Annotated in this window: 13 protein-coding genes; 2 read left to right on the top strand and 11 right to left on the bottom strand. The window is 39.5% G+C overall.

Annotation, left to right across the window (positions count from 1 at the left end; all coding sequences use genetic code 11):
- Positions 1 to 327 precede the first annotated feature (327 nt).
- The 11 genes from CLV98_RS21765 to CLV98_RS21710 form a co-directional block, all read right to left on the bottom strand.
- On the bottom strand, positions 328 to 993 hold the full coding sequence (locus CLV98_RS21765; RefSeq protein ID WP_109678005.1) for a LuxR C-terminal-related transcriptional regulator: 666 nt from the start codon (positions 991 to 993) through the stop codon (positions 328 to 330).
- A gap of 145 nt (positions 994 to 1,138) precedes the next feature.
- Complete coding sequence (locus CLV98_RS21760) at positions 1,139 to 2,215, bottom strand: T9SS type A sorting domain-containing protein (protein WP_109678003.1); 1,077 nt, start codon at positions 2,213 to 2,215, stop codon at positions 1,139 to 1,141.
- Between the two features lie 66 nt (positions 2,216 to 2,281).
- A complete protein-coding gene (locus CLV98_RS21755; RefSeq protein ID WP_109678001.1) occupies positions 2,282 to 6,076 on the bottom strand; it encodes a cadherin-like domain-containing protein in 3,795 nt (1,264 codons plus the stop codon).
- A 1,446-nt stretch (positions 6,077 to 7,522) separates the two neighbouring features.
- Positions 7,523 to 8,140: a helix-turn-helix domain-containing protein gene (locus CLV98_RS21750; RefSeq protein ID WP_109677999.1), complete on the bottom strand. Its 618-nt coding sequence runs from the start codon at positions 8,138 to 8,140 to the stop codon at positions 7,523 to 7,525.
- A gap of 1,887 nt (positions 8,141 to 10,027) precedes the next feature.
- Positions 10,028 to 11,062, bottom strand: a complete 1,035-nt coding sequence (locus CLV98_RS21740) for a serine hydrolase domain-containing protein (RefSeq protein WP_109677995.1) — start codon at positions 11,060 to 11,062, stop codon at positions 10,028 to 10,030.
- Between the two features lie 182 nt (positions 11,063 to 11,244).
- On the bottom strand, positions 11,245 to 11,784 hold the full coding sequence (locus CLV98_RS21735; RefSeq protein WP_229203524.1) for a GNAT family N-acetyltransferase: 540 nt from the start codon (positions 11,782 to 11,784) through the stop codon (positions 11,245 to 11,247).
- 107 nt (positions 11,785 to 11,891) lie between these two features.
- Positions 11,892 to 12,656: a type I methionyl aminopeptidase gene (map, locus tag CLV98_RS21730; RefSeq protein ID WP_109677990.1), complete on the bottom strand. Its 765-nt coding sequence runs from the start codon at positions 12,654 to 12,656 to the stop codon at positions 11,892 to 11,894.
- A gap of 157 nt (positions 12,657 to 12,813) precedes the next feature.
- Entirely contained in the window at positions 12,814 to 13,389 is a 576-nt protein-coding gene (locus tag CLV98_RS21725) for a hypothetical protein (RefSeq protein WP_146202323.1), read from the bottom strand.
- A 287-nt stretch (positions 13,390 to 13,676) separates the two neighbouring features.
- The gene (locus CLV98_RS21720; protein ID WP_109677986.1) at positions 13,677 to 14,813 is read right to left on the bottom strand and encodes a carboxypeptidase regulatory-like domain-containing protein; all 1,137 of its coding nucleotides are present in this window, start codon (positions 14,811 to 14,813) and stop codon (positions 13,677 to 13,679) included.
- A gap of 168 nt (positions 14,814 to 14,981) precedes the next feature.
- On the bottom strand, positions 14,982 to 15,560 hold the full coding sequence (nudK, locus tag CLV98_RS21715; RefSeq protein ID WP_109677984.1) for a GDP-mannose pyrophosphatase NudK: 579 nt from the start codon (positions 15,558 to 15,560) through the stop codon (positions 14,982 to 14,984).
- A 57-nt stretch (positions 15,561 to 15,617) separates the two neighbouring features.
- A complete protein-coding gene (locus CLV98_RS21710) occupies positions 15,618 to 16,025 on the bottom strand; it encodes an OsmC family protein (RefSeq protein ID WP_109677981.1) in 408 nt (135 codons plus the stop codon).
- 574 nt (positions 16,026 to 16,599) lie between these two features.
- On the opposite strand from CLV98_RS21710, the gene CLV98_RS21705 reads away from it, so the two are divergent.
- Complete coding sequence (locus CLV98_RS21705) at positions 16,600 to 17,187, top strand: RNA polymerase sigma factor (protein WP_158281310.1); 588 nt, start codon at positions 16,600 to 16,602, stop codon at positions 17,185 to 17,187.
- 196 nt (positions 17,188 to 17,383) lie between these two features.
- Entirely contained in the window at positions 17,384 to 18,469 is a 1,086-nt protein-coding gene (locus tag CLV98_RS21700; protein WP_109677977.1) for a FecR family protein, read from the top strand.
- The last annotated feature ends 88 nt before the right edge of the window (positions 18,470 to 18,557 follow it).

The raw sequence follows: 18,557 nt of genomic DNA, 5'->3' as shown, positions 1-18,557 counted from the left end.
TAAATTCCTCCCAGAGGTCGGAAGCCTTGACAGAACCAAAGAATAAACTGAATAGGCAGTTGAAAAAGAAAAAAAATAATATTTTGGTCCTATAAAGAGGGAGTATCATAGGGATCCTAATCAATATTAAAAGCACATTCATGGCTTATCTTCTAGTTACAATCTAGTTTTGGGCATCAACAAACTGTAAAATACCGCTAAAAACCAGTGAATCATTTACCCTTGATGACCAAGTAGCCAGGTTTAGTGTGAAATGCCTTAAAAGGCCAAAGAAAAGTCAATTTAGCCCACTAGGTCCTACTTAAGGATAGTAATCACACCTTATCTTTAGGTTATTTTTTCTTTGTACGAATAAGAATCACTTTCCATCAGTTCGCCTAACTTAAGAATATTAGAAACATTAAGTTTTTTAAATATTTTGTATTTGTAATAGCTAACTGTAGTGGGTTTAATCTGCAACTTACGAGCTATCCAAGCATTTCGCATACCTTTACCAAGATAAGTGGCAATTTCATATTCTTGAAACGACAACTTTTGACTAGGAATGACTCGTTGGAACGGATTATTTTTTAGATCATTTTTATGATCATGAAGTAAAATATTAACTGGAATATATTTCTTTCCCGACACCACATCATTTATGCAATAACTCAATTCATGAAGGCTAGATTGTTTGGCCAAATACCCACTAATTCCAATCTGGAAGTATTTAAAAACCAAAGGATCATCTGAATTATCATCATAAACTATAATACTGGCCAAAGGAAACTTCTGAACTGCCGAAATAATATACCGGATATGAGGAGTTTTATCGGAATTGTAAAACCCTAGTACCAAAATAGTTTGAGAAGTAGTTGAGCACAGGTCCTTTACTTGATTCAAACATTCAAACTCCATAATATTCGCTTGTTTGAATAGACCTCTAAAGAGAAGTCTAAGGCCTAGTCTTGTTATCGGTTGTTTGTCAACTAAAATAATCGTCATTGTGCGCATGTTGATGGTGTTCAAGAAATTAATTTCATCAACCTATGGCCCACCTATTATCCAAGTGGGCCAAGGGAAGATGTAAAACCCACACAGGTGAGATTCCTTTAAACAAATAATGTGTGTGTGTATAGTGACCGCCAAAGGCCATAATTTATTTCACTAAGGTCATTTTATGATGGCTTACGAGACCGTCTATAGTTTTAAGCGTTAACATATAGATACCAGTTGGAAGTTTACTAACATCAATACCTTCGTCGGGAACTTCAGTAATATGAATTAAACTTTGGCCCAATTGATTATAAACTTTCACATCATTAATTTTCTTTGACGCAACATTTCCAATGCGCAACCGATCTGAGGCTGGATTGGGGAAAACGGTGATGGAATTATTCGTATCATCGAAATCCACTGAACGGATGCGGCTATAGGCAAAGGTACCATCCTTGTCTACCATTTTCAATCGATAGTAATTAAGACCGGACTGAGCCTCTCGATGGGTAAATTGGTAGGTCCTGAGTTGAGTACTTTCACCGAAAGAGTTCACTACACCAATTGAATTCCAATTCTGAACATTTGCACTATGCTCCACTTGAAAATAGTCGCTATTGAGCTCATCAGTGGTCTCCCAATATAATAACGCTGTACTACCTTCCTTAGTAACATCGAACTGAGCCAACGTTACTGGAAGAGAACCACTGACATAGGTATATTCGTAGGCATTATCATCGTCGGTTAGGTTGGATCCAGGACCATTAGGTGCGTTCCCACTAGGCGCTAAGTTAACGTTAAAACCATTATTGGCGTTTCCAGGACCCGTTGCAACAGTAACCTTATAACCGATGGTGATTGGTCCTGCATCATCAGCCGGTAAATCTAAAATTTGAGTTCCAGTGTAGGTCTCAGTAGCAGGATTATATGCCCAGCTAAAATATTTTTTATAAGACCCCCCAACCGCACTTATAGGATCCGGATAATTAACGTTGTCATATGTTCCTTTTGCTAAACTAACCCGAACCGTAATTGGGTCCGGATTACCATCTATATCTAGGATCGGTATAATATCACTACCACTATTACCGAAATAAAAGGTAATGGTTGCATATGGACTAGAACCAAGGATGGGCGCGGGGCTTACATCGGGATTGGTCACAAATGGATTGGTATCTGCATAAGAACTTAAGACACCGAAACTAAGCAATGCCAATAGAGACAAGATTGACTTTTTCATAAAATTAAGAAAATTAAAGTTTTTGTATAGCTGACCGAGATGAGCATTCTCGGTCAGCTTTTACTTTTAAAGGCCTGAATAATTGATGGTTTCTACATCGGTGTTATTTTGATCATTGACTTCTCCCCCACTTGGATATCTTATTTGGACCGTAATTGGTGCCGCTCCAATGGAACTTCCAGAGGTAAGGGTAGCAGTGAATCCGATATACCTTGAGCTACCTTTCAACAGCACCTCATTAGTGGTCCAAGTATGATATACACCAGAATCGGAATAGGTCCAAATCGGGTTGTTTAAGGAGCCAAGACTGTTGGACACGGAAGCACCATCCCAAGTAAAGGTCCATTTAGCATTTTTGAGGATTCTGACCGTTATAACTTCTCCCGAAGTGGGTCCGCCTGATGCATAATTCAAATTCAATATCCGAATCCGGTTAATAAACTGACCTGTTCCGGCAATTTGGTTTGGCTCCATGGTAATTATAGGCGTCAAATCTGGAATGACCATATCTAACGAAGTCAAATATAGGGTTGCTTGATCACAGGCCTGTGGAGTTCCGTTGTCACATATTGTATAGGTTACAGGAATGGTACCTACATACTCGGGCTCAGGCACAAAGGTATAGTTACCGTCAGCAAGTATCGTAAGCTGACCAACGCCTGGAATTGAAGTAGATACGTTCCCAATAGGGATATTAATCCCAGCTGAGTTAGCCTCTGTAATAGTCGTTTGATGGCCTTCAGGATCCAGATCATTGGTTTTTATATTGCCTGTCATCGTTTGACTTTTCGGTGCTGAATTGGCATCGTCATTGGCGTAAGTTGCGTTCGTTTCATCAGGCATCACCAAGATATTCAGATCAGCATTGTCCATACCACCATTGCCATCCGATATGACGTAATTGATGGGGTTGATCGCTCCAACAAATCCAGTTGATGGCGTAAAAACATAGGAACCATTATCACCTAGGAATATAGTACCCGCATTTGAGACTGCGTTCCCCTCCGTATCAACTCCAGAAACCTGCACCGTAAAACCCAGAGGTACGGTAGCCGATATTACCGTTAGTGGATCGCCATCGGGATCACTATCGTTGGACAACACATTCGAAGTAAATTGTGTGTTTAATTTAGTCCGTACGTTGTCGTCTTGGGCAATCGGTGGTTCATTACCTGTAGAGCTAGGAGGAATCACGACAATATCTAAAATGGCCGTATCCGTCCCCCCTAAACTATTTGCGATACTGTAGGTAATTGGATTAATTGTACCACTAAAGCCCGACACAGGTGTAAAGGTGTAGGTACCGTTGGTATTCAAGATTATAGAACCGGCATTGTTAACTACAGTACCATTACTATTGATACCCGACACTTGAGTGAGAGTATTAACAGGAATTGTTGACGCCTGAGACGCTCCAGTTACAAGAAGGCTTTCGCCTACATCGTTGGTCAGCACATTTCCATCCACAGCCATATCTTGAGGCGTCTGATTTATATCATCTATCGCTACCAGAACGGCCCGAAATGGAACCGTGACGGTAGCCTTAGCCGAGGTAACGCTTGCATTGTCTTTTACAGAGAATTCGAAGGTCGTTTCTACAGAGTTCAAGACACTTGTTCCAACCGGGTCGATGGTCACTTTGTCCGGATCAAAATTTGGAATAGTAAGGGCTGAATTAACGGCAGTGCCATTATAATATAGCGTGCCATTGGTTGCTGGATATAAAACCACCTCTCTTCCTGAAAGATTATTAGCATACCCACTAGGAGCATCCTCAGGATCTGTGGCGGCAAAGAGTGAAGCTGGTACTGGAGCTTGAATAGTCCCCCCCGGATTAGTGATAGCTGCAGCCAGGCTATTCAATGCCGTAGGCATTTGTTCTATTCCAAAGTCTGCACCTGTTACATTACCTGTAAGGGTACCAATTGATAGTACATTGGTTCGGTTCGCAGGATTAGCAGTGGAACCAAAATTAGTACCCGTGGCCACCCATCCACTCGGAAGGGATGCACTGGCTTCAGGAAGAATGGAAGAAATAGTTTGCTCAGTCGTAGTAAGTATAATTTTATAGACTGAGTTAGACGTCACATTGGTAAAGGTAAAATTTCCATATTGATTCACTCTGACAGAATTCACCACCACATTATTAGAATTCACCAAATTGGCATAAACGCTCCCACCTGTCACTTCTGAGTTGCCTGCATCGTTTAGATTATTATTTCCACTTACCGGTTTTTCGGACACATCATGTACTGCATTTCCATTGGGATCATGCCATATACTACCTAATATATTAGCTGTATTAGTTACCGTAACTATACTTTGCGTCATAGACTTTCTACTACAAGCATCCGTGACAGTTACCTTAATCACTATATCCGTTGGGCTACCCACGGTAGGTGGAGTAAAGACAGTATTATTAGCACTGGCACTATTATTAACCGAAAAACTACCTACGGATTGCAGGGTACTTACCGAAAAGGCCGTCCAAGAATAACTCAAGGAAGAACCAGCTGGAGAAGTACTGGAAACGGACAATGCTACAGGACTACCAGAAAATACTGTAGTAGCATTACCCGATAGGGTAAGCGGTTCAACTACTGGGGTTTTGTCTTGGGAAGCCATAAAACTCCAATTAAAAAAAGCCCTCATCGCTGCAACACCGGAAGCATTATTTACATTGATATTATGTCCAGCTTCATACATCACCCAACCCCGAGTATCTTCTCCGAGCCCTCGTCCATATACCATTAAAGCCGCAGTGCCAGGAGAATTGGAGGGAACATCAGAATGCGTTGGATCAAATGTGATGATTCTAGCCTGACTTCTCCAACTGTTACCAAGCACTGGTAAGTAAACCCTTTCACTACCATTGGTATGAGCTGCATCAGAAGTTCCAAGAAATTGTGACACCCAATCATCCGGACCTACATAGGTACCCGTCTGTGGTGAGGTAATCGCGGCATTGGTGGTAAATGGTGTGGTCCCATCACTGTGGTCATCCCATAATAACAAAGAATTCTGAGCGTAATTGGTAGAATTTGCAACAGGAAGAACAATACCAGTACCAGAGGTGGTCCTTTTGTTGACCAGAAAATTCATCTGCTGACTGGTATTAGAAGGATTGTAGGTATTGGAAAGAGCACTCCCTGCTCGGCAACCGGTCCATATGGCACCCTTATAAGTAGAATTCCAGGTAAAAAGGTTACCATGAGTACTCCATTTCGGCTCCGCATGCGGCATTACAAAAATGTCATTACAAGCCCCTAAGGTACTAGGCAAACTCCAGTTATATCCACTGGCAGGGATTCCGGCATTTAATAAAAATGCTTCCGCTATGTCCCCGTTGTCATTGTCGAGCGTCCATAGTGGTCCATGATGAATACTTAAGGTCTTAGCTCCAGTAAAAGTAAAGGCAGCAGGTATAAAATTTCCTACTACAAAGCCCCTTTTGTACCCATTACCTCCGTTGGTTGTATTTGCACTTGCTGTCCACTGCGTAATGGCCTGCTGAACCGCCGTGGTCATATACTCGGCTGAAATGACATATAACCCACCTGAATAGCTAACTCCATTGATGGTGTAATCCACGGCATCTTTGGTTTTACCTTCTCTAACTACCCATAGAACCGGTACGTTATAGAATTTTGTTAACTCATGAATCATCCCATAGGGTTTGAGACCCTTTTGAGAATCTGCCGTATTTACGTTCATTTTAATTATAAATGAACCAGCCGGAATGGTAACTTGGGCCTGAACAGTTCCCCACATGACTGTGAGAAGAGCACAGGTCATAATCCAAATTTTAAGTTGGGCTTTAAAATTGGAATGTGCACCTAATAAAGTAATGAAATTTTGCATAGACTTGTGTTTTGGTTAAAAATTAGTTCAATGATATTTGTCACATTCTTAATTAATGCCAAGCCCAAGGTTATGCTCAAACACTGTCAAGACCGTGCAAATAGTAATACTAGGAGCCTACGTCGAGTAAAAGAATCAGGTTGTATGGAATTCAATAGGATTAAAGGCTAGAAAATATTTAAGTGATGCATCGTGTTAAATTTGGCTCCTAGTATCACTTCAAAGGTCTCCTATAGGCCGTTCGTTTTCAAACGATTGTGTATCAATTTTCTCGAATTTTGATAGAACTTTTTCAAATCTATTCGATCTTTTCCACAAAAAAAGAAGCATTAGTACTATAGTGATTATTGGAACACAATCTCCTAATATAGAACAGCCAACTAATTTGAAGTTATATAAAAGAACAACTACATTGATACTATTTTATCTTATAATTATTCCAACCGAACCATCCATAAAGTCCAGGACAACCTTGATGCTATTAGGCTAATTACAGATTATTAACAACTGAATTTTTAGCATAAACTAATACTAAATTATTCCTTCCAACCACACTATTGAATTATTATTACCTTTATTAGACTTTATCCAATTTACTCAAATTGTATCAAATCCAAATTTCAAGCCTGATAGAAGGTAGAGATAAGAGGCATATGCACGGATGCCAGTTCTATGAGAACGAATTCATAATGAAAGTTCGTCTTGAAAGATCCATCGGCTCATTCATATTCCAAACCTGATTAGTCCAATTCAGGTAGTCCTTAAAAAGTCAACCCTGTGAAATACAAAGTAAGAAGGTGACACATTACAATGGTGGTATATGGGAATCCTTGCGAATTCAGGACTATAACCTACTGTAAATGAATGAAATGCCTTAACGAAGAGAGTAAGGGTTATAAACTAAAGCCGTGTTGGACTCCTGCATCATTTGTAGGGGAATTGTCTCCATATTAAATACCAAATGAATCCCTTTCCTAATATAATTCTGTTGTTCTAAATCCATGCCTTGTGTTAAACTTTCTTTAAATACTTCCAGTACGAGCTGAATAATCAGCTACTTTATTGAACGATAGTCAACATTTTATGAAAAACAGTGACATACTGTTAACATTATACGCCAATTAAAATTAATTAGATCAGGCCCTGATGCATTCAAAAAATATACCCTTACCTAGGAAGTACAAGAATTCATTTATCTGAAAACGTTTTCTCCGGTATTAGAAGTACGAGCAACAACTCAATCCATTAGAATAATTCCAGAATGAGACTACCCAAACACATAACGGTTGCCATTATGCGTAGAGCACCCTGTTGTTAAATACTGAAAGTTGAAATGTCCGGACAAGCAAATAGTAGATAAATTAGAGGTCCTTTGGAGAAATGACTATTTGTTAAAAAAGCGATAATAGTCTTCTATGATAGCGTTATTTAAAGCTATACATGAATTTATTGCCAATCAGCTTCTTCCTCAACAAGTTTACCGATGAAAGAGGAGGGGGATTCTCCCGTTTGAGCTCTAAATACAGTTGCAAAATGACTATGAGAAGAAAAACCCGACATACTTGCTAAGACACTGATTTTGTATTGACGGCACTTAGCATCGACTTTAAGCATGCCTACAATGTACTCAATTCGTAGCTGATTAATATAGTTATTGAAAGTTGTATCCCTATGATTTCTAATCAAATAAGAGAGATACTTGGTATTTATCCCCATCCAAGTGGCCATTATGGCTAAGGAAAAGTTATTCTCAAGAAAAATTCCTGACTGTTCGAACTCATCCAGTTTCATTAATAGCAATTTTTCCTTTTGTATTGGTATTAATCTATTTTCCTCCACCTCAGCCGTTAACGTCCGCGTGCATTCTTCATCAATATTAGAAATTTGATCTTCATTTTCCATTTGTGCTGGGTTGCCCAAATTGGTTGGACTCATTATATCCCATTTTTCATTCTGAACGGATTTTTTTTTCTGCCTCTTCCAATAAAATAGATAAATTATGATGAAGTATAACAATATTATAAATAATATAACCCCAGCAGTTTCTTCTAAAATATTATCCATAAAAATAAAATTAAAACTTACTCTTGCGGAAGCAAAATAGAGCCTTGGCTTATTTTACTTCCGCAAAAGAATGCGTATTCCGTAACAGACAATGAATTGAATGCCTATTTAGTATTTTCATTTAACCTACAAAGCCATAATGCTTCCACGTCATCTCACTGACCAGAAACTTCCTTAACTTAATTTACATTAGTCTAATTCTATATACTTTAAACAAGGAGCCCATTTATCAGTTATAATTTCTTATCCATTACTTTTTCTATAGCCCTTATAAGCCATCAGATTGACTAAGATATCTTGGTCCTTATCGCCTTCATTTGAGTCTCTTCGGCCTAAACCAGCTTCAGCCAGAATAGTCTAGGATATAAATTTCACTTTACATGGTCAGCACAATATCCTGCAATTAGTTTACTTACTAAATAAACTGGAACGGATACATGGAATGATGAATTTCTTAAATAGAATGATGCTTAACCTTACCCTGTTGTAAGGTAACATGTACAAGGTTAATCCTTGCCCTCTAAATATCTAGAACAAATAATAAAATCCAAAATTTGTCCCTCTTGGACTTCTCTTAAGAATGCGAAATCCATGATCAATCATCCGTAAACGAAGAAGTTTTAAAACATTCCTATATCAATTCATTGATGAATATAAAAAGTAACGGTGGCTACCAATTGACTCCTCAACTGATTTCCCAGAAGAAAGATTACTAATCATAATTTGAACAAACCCTCCCTTTTTTAATCCTGAATTACAAATGGACCACTGGTTTACAATATAATCACATATTTCTAAACATCTTTGTAAATCACAGCTTCTTATGGTTATAAATTGTAGTATTAAATTTCTTCGTACATCCACCAAAATAGTAAAAGATAATCTACACCTTAATTCATAAAAAAATATTTTTAAATACTCACAATTAATAGACCTGGCTAATAGTCTCTACAAATTCTATATTTATCTTTAGACAAATGACATACAGGTTGTGGTTACAGGCATGCTTGACATAGTCCCCCCCCCCTACCAAACATTACTCAATAATTTACCATCTGTTGCATTGTACAAAAAGAAATCTCAAAATATATTATCCTATTTTATTGTGAAGGAAATTTAAACCATAACGAACTTAGTAAGAAACTCTTAATTACTCACAATAATTTAGTAACCACCCCATTATTTCTTGTCTAATATAAATACACTCCATTGAGACATTTTACTAAATTCAATGCTCTATAGATTGCCAATAATTTGTCAAGTTTAAATTATACCAAGGAACTTTGCAATCAAATAACAGAACAATCCTGCAAAACATTGATTTATTACAGCATTCTGTATATAGTAAATTATTAAAGGATATTTTACCATAATGTTCACAGGCCTATATCTCCCTGTTTTTAAAATCAGGGAGATATCTAATCGACGGATAGTTAATTAAATTTAAGTATCCCCTTAATTTAACATTTTCAAATATACAGGAACTGATTGAAAAAAAATTTAATAAATCATGAATTTTCAAACCGTTTAATAAGTAATTGATTAAACCTATCAGTTAACTAAAAATAAATATTAACTAGCCAAGTATTTTTAAAGTTATTCTAATGCTTTACAGCCAGCACAGTGTGGCTTACGAAATATGACTTTCAGTTTTTGAAGAATAAATTAATCCGTCTAAATTATTGGCGCTCCAGCAACCTCAACCTAGCTAGTATCTTCACGTATTTTAAGATAGCAGAGAAAAGGGCTAAACAGTACAAGACGATTCGTAATGAGCGAGACAAAATTTGGGATTTTCTTCTTTTGCTAAAAGTTAATCAAAAGAAGAGTTGAAGAGCATGCATCGGTATTAATAGTATTATATGAATCGATATTCCAGATAAATACCTACTCCTTTTTCCTAAGTATTTTCAAGATTCTACTGTACATCACTTCCGACATATTCCAGTTATAGCCCTGGAAATTGACGGTATTGGTAAATTGAATGACCACGGCATCCAGGTCCTGGTCATATTTCGCAATGGTCTGATAGCCAGGCACCAGTCCTGTATGGCCAAATTCATAGATGGAGGAGTAGATATCCTGTTCTTTCCGATCCTTGAAAACGGAGCCATCGTTGAGCGCCCTGATAAACTTGCCTAGGTCGTCGGCGGTAGCGAGCATCCCCACATCCTGGGTCTTCAGATCGTGGGGATAGCCCACGTAATACCCGCTCATCACATCATCCATATTAACCTCATGAACGGAAGCATAGGTATGTTTCAGGCTTAGAGGATCTAAAATTTCTTTTTGGATATAGGCAAACTCCGAATCCCCCGTTATGCGAGCTATGAGTTGAGCCAGCAATAGGTAATTGGTATTGCTGTAGGCATAATCGGTATCGGGCTCAAACTTGGCGGGCAGGTCCAGCACCAATGCTAGCCGTTCTTCATCACTGTCTTTTGGGTGCACCCAATAATCGGGCGTGTCGGTATAATTGGGAATACCACTACGATGTTGCACCATCATCCGAATGGTAATCTGATCGGCATGCGCTATTCTTCCTGATAGCTCGGGGAAGTAATCGCCCAGGGTTTTGTCCAAGGACAACCGTCCGTCTCTGGTCAATTTGGCTATGGCCACGGCGGTAAACAGCTTATTAACGCTGGCGATTTTAAATAATGACTTCGGATCGGCAGGAGTCTTGCTTTCTTTGTTTTTATAGCCTGCCGTATAAAACGCAGGCTTTTCACCCTTTTGATCGACATACACAATGATACCGTCAAACCCATAATCGGCCACGGCATCGACTTGCTCCTGAATGGTGCTTGGGAGCGGCTTTATCCAGGCGATCACGATGGGCCAGGGGACATAAAACATGGAAATCAGCGTGCCTAAAAACAAGATGATCTTGATAACACGTTTGGACTTTGGTTGAGCCATTCTTAAATTCTGTAGGATGTACAAATCATACCGACGATTAGGAAAAAACAAAAGACCTATAGCGGTGATAAGACAATATACGGTCTTTCGACCACTAAGTCAATCCTATTAGCAGACAGAATCTCAAGTGGCTACCTTGCTACCGCGCTCCCAACAATGATTTATAGCCCTATTTTTTGGTATTATTCGCTTCTAAGGCCCCAATCCTCTTTTTCTATGGCATACTCAAAATGCAGCAACTTTTGACCATTAAATTCCAGGTGGTAATCACCCACTTTTTGGGCACCGATTTTGTTGGTGGCCTTTTGAGAGCGGATATTGGCAGGAGCGATATGGAAATACACCCGGTCTACGGCCTGAAATGCATAGTCTAAAAGTGCGGTTTTTATGGATTGATTATACGCCCCACCCCAGTATTCCCGAGCCAAAAAGGTATACCCGATGGCCAGGCTTTTCTCGGCAGGCTTATAGTCGTAGTATCGGGTAGAGCCAATGACCTCCCCAGTCTGACGGTCCAGAGCGACGTAGGCCCACTGTTTGCAAGGGGCATTGTTAAAATAGCTTTCAAATTTTTCTTTTTGGTACCGGTCACTGGCAGGATGCTGTTCCCAAATAGAAGGATCGGAAGCGACTTTGTAAATCTTCTCAAAGTCAATACCTATTAATGGAACCAGTCTGACCAGTTGGTTCTCGAGTTCTTGAATCTTAAAATCGGTTATCACTATTGGTATTCCTTTGGAATGTTGGTTTAATTCTTGATGCTACTTCAACCGCATTTCCATATATTAAACACTCTTTTTCAAACGTTTATGGAAAACACATGCTAGTATCAGTTCCAAATGCCATTCATCGCTGTTAATATCAACGGTTGGCCATCAGTAACTACAATAGTATGTTCGTGTTGTGCCATAAACCCACCTTTATTGCCCACCATGGTCCAGCCGTCGTTAAGCTCCACGGTATAGGATGAGGTGGTGGAGATAAAAGTCTCAATGGCTACGACCGTGTTCTTTTTAAAGCGTCTATGGTCAAATTTATTTTTATAATTGAGCAATTCATCTGGCTGCTCATGGAGGCTCCTTCCTATTCCGTGTCCACCTAGATTTTTAATCACTTTATAGCCTCTCTTTTTAGCTTCTGTCTCCATAAGCTGACCTATGTCGGCTATTTTCACCCCTCCCTTGATTTTACTGATAGCCTTCTGTAATATTTCTTTTGAGGCATCCACCAATTTTTGATGTTGATGGATGTCTTTTCCAAGAACAAATGAGTTTCCATTATCCGACCAAAAACCATCCAATTCAGCAGAAACGTCTATATTAATCAGATCTCCTTCTTTCAGCACGGTCCTTTCAGAAGGAATCCCATGGCAGAACTCCTTATTGACACTGATGCACGCGCAGCCGGGAAACTTATAGGTCATCAATGGAGCGGAGTTTGCGCCGGATTCTTTTAAAATACGGGCACCAAAATCATCAAGCTCTTTGGTGGTCATGCCAGGCTTGGCATAATCGCTCATTTCTTTTAAGGTATGAGCCACCACGTCACTTACCTTTTTCATTCCGATTAGCTCTGCTTCTTTTGATATTGACATATTACTGATATAGTTTAATAAGTAGACATGGCCTGTTTGCTTTTGGTACGAGTCGAGGAAGACTGCCTTTCACTAAAAGCTAGATTTCCGGCGCATGCCCCGCTAAGCCTTAAATATAATGTGATGTGTTGTTTTCTCCTAAGAGCCTGTTTAAATTTTAATTAATTGGCGTAATGGAACGGCCCTTTGATTTCAGTGACCAGCCAATATGCCACATATTTCCATTTATTTGGTCCAAGAGTAAGAAATGCCACATATTTCGAGTCGACTGTAAGATAAATCGAATATCACCTTCTTGCTGTTCGTCGATTAGTGATGAACCGTTTAAAGGGGTCATTTCCGCCTTTTTTGTTTTAATATGCCACTCCATTTGCCACATTTTCCCGTTTATTTGGTCAAGAAGTAAATAAACCCAGGTATTCTGGGTAGGGTAAAGCGCAAACCTATTGTCGACTTCGTTCTGTATATTCACTAACGGTTCACCTTTCGAAGTAGCCTCCAACTGTTTTGTTACTTTTTCATCAAAGGCAATGGGCCATATCTGCCCCGTGCGGGTATTTAATTTCAGGAAGTAGCGCGGATCTGGAATGGGGTAAATCCTAAAGGTTCTGATGGGGTAATCCGTTTGTTGATACGACCCTGCGTTGGTTGTGGGTCCTTGAGCATAAATACAGCCTCCCATCATCAAGATCAGGGCGGTAAGGACAAATCTTTTCAATTCAATTGTTTTCAAACTAATCATATTAAAATTAGAGCATTCGCTCCTTAAAGGCTCGGAATGCGATTATTCACGTATCCGCTGCTAGCTATTTCGCTTATAAGCTAGGCTGATATTGTACGAGAGTTAAAGGTATAGGATAATACGTAAGTTAACCAATAGTTACGTTCTTAAATTTAACTGACCATCCCTTTTCAGTCGACATCTGAATTCCCCTTTCAGCGTACCCAATAGATTCCACATGCTTTAATTTTTGAGTCCCCTATCCGACCAAAGCGATCGAGGATTCTGAAAAAACGAATTTATCGATGTCCTATCATGAAATCCAATCCAATAATCGGAGCTTCCAAATAAACCTCCTTTGAAAGTCTTAACGAGCCATTTCCTCGATCAAAAACGGTAACTTTCTTAGGTCCTGCAGTTAAACCTTCCAGTCGATATTCCCCATCTTTATTGCTTATGGCAAAATGGGTGGTGCTACTTTCAACAACAACGCCTTTTAAGGGTTTACCTTTTGAATTTCTAATAACACCCGATATGGAGTAGGTATTCGGTTTGGATTGAATGGTTTCTAGAAACCAGTTATAAACGGTCTCGGCATATTCAGAATCATACAACAGCCATTTATCGGTATGGCTATGAGGCACAGCTTCGGAGGGTATATGGGGTATCACCTTCCTCATCGAAAACCAGTTGTATCGAATATTAGCTAATGAATCAAAACTGTTTTCCTCAATATAGTTTCTAGTTTCAAAGCTCGTCTCTCCTTCTTCAATATTTTGGGATATTAAACAGTTTCTTCCCCTCAATCGGCCCATCCGTTCTTTGGCGGCTTGTCTGTATTTCGCTATGGGGGATCCCCATTCGGTCCCTTTCCATTCTCTTACGCCATCATAATGGTCGTGGGTAAAGAAACCTAACCAGACTTCTGCTATTTTGTCGTTGTATAACCCCAGGTAGTTCACACCGATTGCTCCTCTTGAAAACCCACAAAGAAAAATCTCTGCCGGATTTCCTCCATAGTTTTCACATACCTCCCTGATATTCTTCAAAGCAAAATCGACTGTTTCCACTTCATCCCCCCACCATTTGGTAACCGATCTGCCCTGCTGAATATATGGCAATACCAGCCATATGGCACCGATCCTTTTAGCTATAGCGTACCCAAGGTTCGCATCTTTGACTTCCCCCGTCGAGCCGCTAGGAGGCCACTCGTTACCTGTATATTCTACAATAACTGGGTAGGTATTCCCAGGCTTGTAGTTCTCGGGCAGATACAAGGAATAATATACCTCCGTCTTCTGATAATCCTCGGGGATCACTTTTACTCTACTTCCAGCTTCGGGCTTATGATCCGACATCACTGGCACCGATAAATATTGAGAGTAGCCTATTGTCTGGCTGATAACTAGCACCAAAATGATCAACCCTCTTTTCATATGCGTTTATTTCGTTTTACTTCAATGCAAAGCCCTATTTAATTTCAAATCTTAATACTAGATGTTTCCAACCTACTGAAGGGTGTTATTACCAAGCATACGTTTTTTTGAAATATCAAATCGATCCCATCTAACCTTAATCGCCCCGGCTAGTTTTCGTTGTCTGAGTTAGACCAACTGATGAAGTTTCGCATATTGAAGCAGCATAATAGTCTTTCCATCCTTAATATCTCCAGATTCGACCATAGCCAATGCCTGGTCGATTTCCATTTCTAATACTTCGATATTCTCCTCTTCGTGATCCACTCCACCCCCTTCATTCACTTTCATGGATTTGGTATATTCTGCCACAAAGAAATGAACAATCTCTGTAACAGAACCGGGGGACATATACGCTTCAAATATTTTGCGTACATCGGTAACTTTATAACCCGTTTCCTCTTCCGTTTCCCTCTTGATACAATCTTCGGCATTATCTTTATCCAATAGTCCTGCACAGGCCTCTATCAGCATTCCACTTTCATTTCCGTTCACAAAGGTGGGTAGCCGGAATTGTCTCGTCAATACAACAGTCCTTTGGCTCTTGTTGTATAGCAATATAGTCGCTCCATTTCCTCTGTCGTAAGCTTCCCGGCTCTGGGTCTGTTTGGTACCGTCCTTTTTCGTGTATTCATAGGTTATTTTCCTGAGTACATACCAATTATCGGAAAGCACTTCTGTTTTCAAAATCTTGACTTTGTCTATCATAAATTTTGTGTTTTAAGTTTATTTATATGGCAGTTAACGACATCGAATAGGATGGATTCAGTCCTCCCTCACCGTTTGAATCGTCCCAGTAATAGATCCAGACAGTTTTACGGTATTAAATATGGTGCCATGCTTTTCTATATTCTTTTGAAGCAGGGTGATATTCAACTTATCATCGTTGCTATAGATGGTTAAGGCATAGCTGATATGATCCATTCTTGGTGGGTTTTCAAGTCGCGTTGCGCTTACCTCTATGGTGGCTTTGGTATAGGTATACTTCATCATCTTTGAAAAGCGCTCCACATTTTTAAGAATGCAGGAAGCCACGGAACCCAAGAATAATTCGGCAGGATTGGGCAGGGTTTCTGCCGAATTTGGAATGGTACCAAAATCTATATTCGACTGTTTAATATGAACAGATGCATCCTTGTTGGATACAGAGGAAGCCTTTATTTGATAATTCATCGTCGATGGTTTAAAAGAGTTATTAATAGGTCCTTGGTAACCACAGTACCTTAAATCGCAGTCGAGTTAACCATTGCTAAAATAATGTGGCCCTTATAATGTACTTTGTAAGTTACAATTTCTCAATCACTTTTCTATGGTTCGGCGAACATTACTGATTCGGCTCTGTCAGCTCCAAAACTAAACCTGCCATACAGTACGCTATGAAGCAATATGCAAACAGTAAATACTTTCTGAATACTTAATATCGGGAAAGCCGTCAATCAAAATTTTAACAGGTTGTAAGTAAAATTCAAAAAAATTTTTTCAATCAAATAATAGCTGAGCGCCAGCATTTAGCCCTATACGCCCCCCCACTAATAGATGATAAAATATTTCACATTCGATTTAAATCCCTGAGACTCCAACGTTGCCTTTTTTTATTCCCTAAGGAAAAACCATAGGGGTGATTTAGGAGATTTTACACTTTAAAAGACACTATGGCGACCAAAAAACAGGAGTTTTACAGCAAAAACTGTTATTTTTCTATAAAATAGCTACTTTTATAAACTGGTAAAAATAAAATACGATACCATTGAAGTTACCATATCATCAAGATTCGGAATTATGGGCGGCCTTCTGTAAAGGGGATAAGGCAGCATACGCCCAGATTTATGAACGGTATTTTGATGTCCTTTATGCCTATGGTAAAAAGTTTTTACAAGACGAAACAAGAATCGAAGATACCATCCAGGATTTGTTTATAACCCTGTGGAGGACCCGTTTAAGACTATCTCCTGTCGACAATATTAAGTTCTATTTGTTTCGAAGTTTGCGTCGTGATTTTTATAGAATTGGACAGAAAGAAAAGAATATTGAAAAAATAGACCTGGAATCATTATTCATCCAAGAGCTAGAAGCCTTCGATGATGTCCCGAATATTTTTGATGACCCAGCCTTAAGTCAGAGGTTGGCGAAGGTACTGGCCAAATTACCGAAGCGTCAGTTAGAAGCGATTACCCTACGGTACTATGAAAACTTTAGCATCAGCGAGATAGCCGATATCATGCATATTTCCAATAAGACCGTGCGCAATACCTTAACAAACTCCCTCAGTCTGCTTCGCAAACACCTCAAATCACTCTCCTATCAGTCCATTATCAGCTTAATTCTGTTAAATTAGTTTCTTCCCTACTACTAGACTCCCCTACACCGGTAACATCCCTAGCACTTCGGAAAGTAGATGTCTATCGGCATGATGATGATCGTTTGAGTGAAAATTGTTCATTTTTCTAAAAATTTATGATCATTCTTTGGGACAACTCAATTAAAGCATCCTTTATAATTGTATAATACAAAAGTCAGCCAAAATTAGTCCATTGGAAAATTATAGAAACTATACAACTGAAGATTTTCTTCAAGATGATCGGTTTAGGAACTGGGTACTGTCGCAGGGACCTAAGGACGATGCGTATTGGCTGAAATTGATCACCATGTATCCTGAGAAATCGAATGAAATAATAGTAGCCAAATCGATATTATTAGGATTACAGCATAGCCAAGAACTACCAGAAGAAGGCCTAAAGAGCCAAATTTGGGAGGAAGTCCAATTGTCCAACGAGCAATATGATTTAGAAAGTGCTGGTCATTCCCCTAGCCCTATAAAATGGTGGATGGCTGCTGCTGCCTTCCTGCTAGTAGCAGTGGGATTGGTCTGGAGTGTCCAATCCTTCTTTTCCCCTGCCCTTATCGAAATGGAAGCACATAGTCAGGAATTAGACCCGGCATGGGCCGAAGAGACAAATAATACCTCCTCTCAACGAAATGTAACACTTCAGGATGGGTCTACGGTCCTGCTTGAGCCGGGGAGTGTAATCCGATATACCGATTTCAGCAACGAGTTTCGAAAAGTCTACCTGGACGGTAAAGGTTATTTTGAGGTGACCAAAGACATGAAAAAGCCATTTATGGTATTCGCAGGGGGAATCGTCGTCAAGGTCATCGGGACGAGCTTCCATGTGACAGCCGCTAAAGATGCGCCACAGAACAATGTAATGGTAGCCTCAGGAAAAGTACAGGTTTTCGTCGCATCGGACAAGGCTGGAAAGTTTGAAGCCAATCCATCTATTTTTCTTACTCCCAACCAGCAGGTGGTTTTCGATACGCAGACGAAAACCTTGACCAAAGGCCTTGTCGAACAACCCATAGAATTGATTGGAGCTAAAGAGAAACTAAATTTTGATTTTAAAAACACTTCTGTCCATGAAATCTTACTGAGTCTGGAAAACACCTATGGGGTGAATATACAATACGATCAGGAAGTTTTTAAGAAATGCAAAATTACGGCCCCTTTGAGCGACTTGACTCTTTTTAGAAGACTGGACCTTATTTGTCAAACCGTTGGGGCAACTTATGAAGTATTTGGAACCGATATTATTATCTCGGGAGGAGATTGTAATCTTTAAAATTTTTGACAACCTAAACCCTATAACCCTTCATGTAAACAGCGTAAAAAGAGCTGGAAGCGTGGCAGCGCTTCCAGCCCAAAATCCC

The sequence above is a fragment of the Dyadobacter jejuensis genome (assembly GCF_003149085.1).
Classification (GTDB): domain Bacteria; phylum Bacteroidota; class Bacteroidia; order Cytophagales; family Spirosomataceae; genus Dyadobacter; species Dyadobacter jejuensis.
Note: the sequence above shows the minus strand (reverse complement) of the source record. Positions and strands in the feature narration are given on the sequence as shown.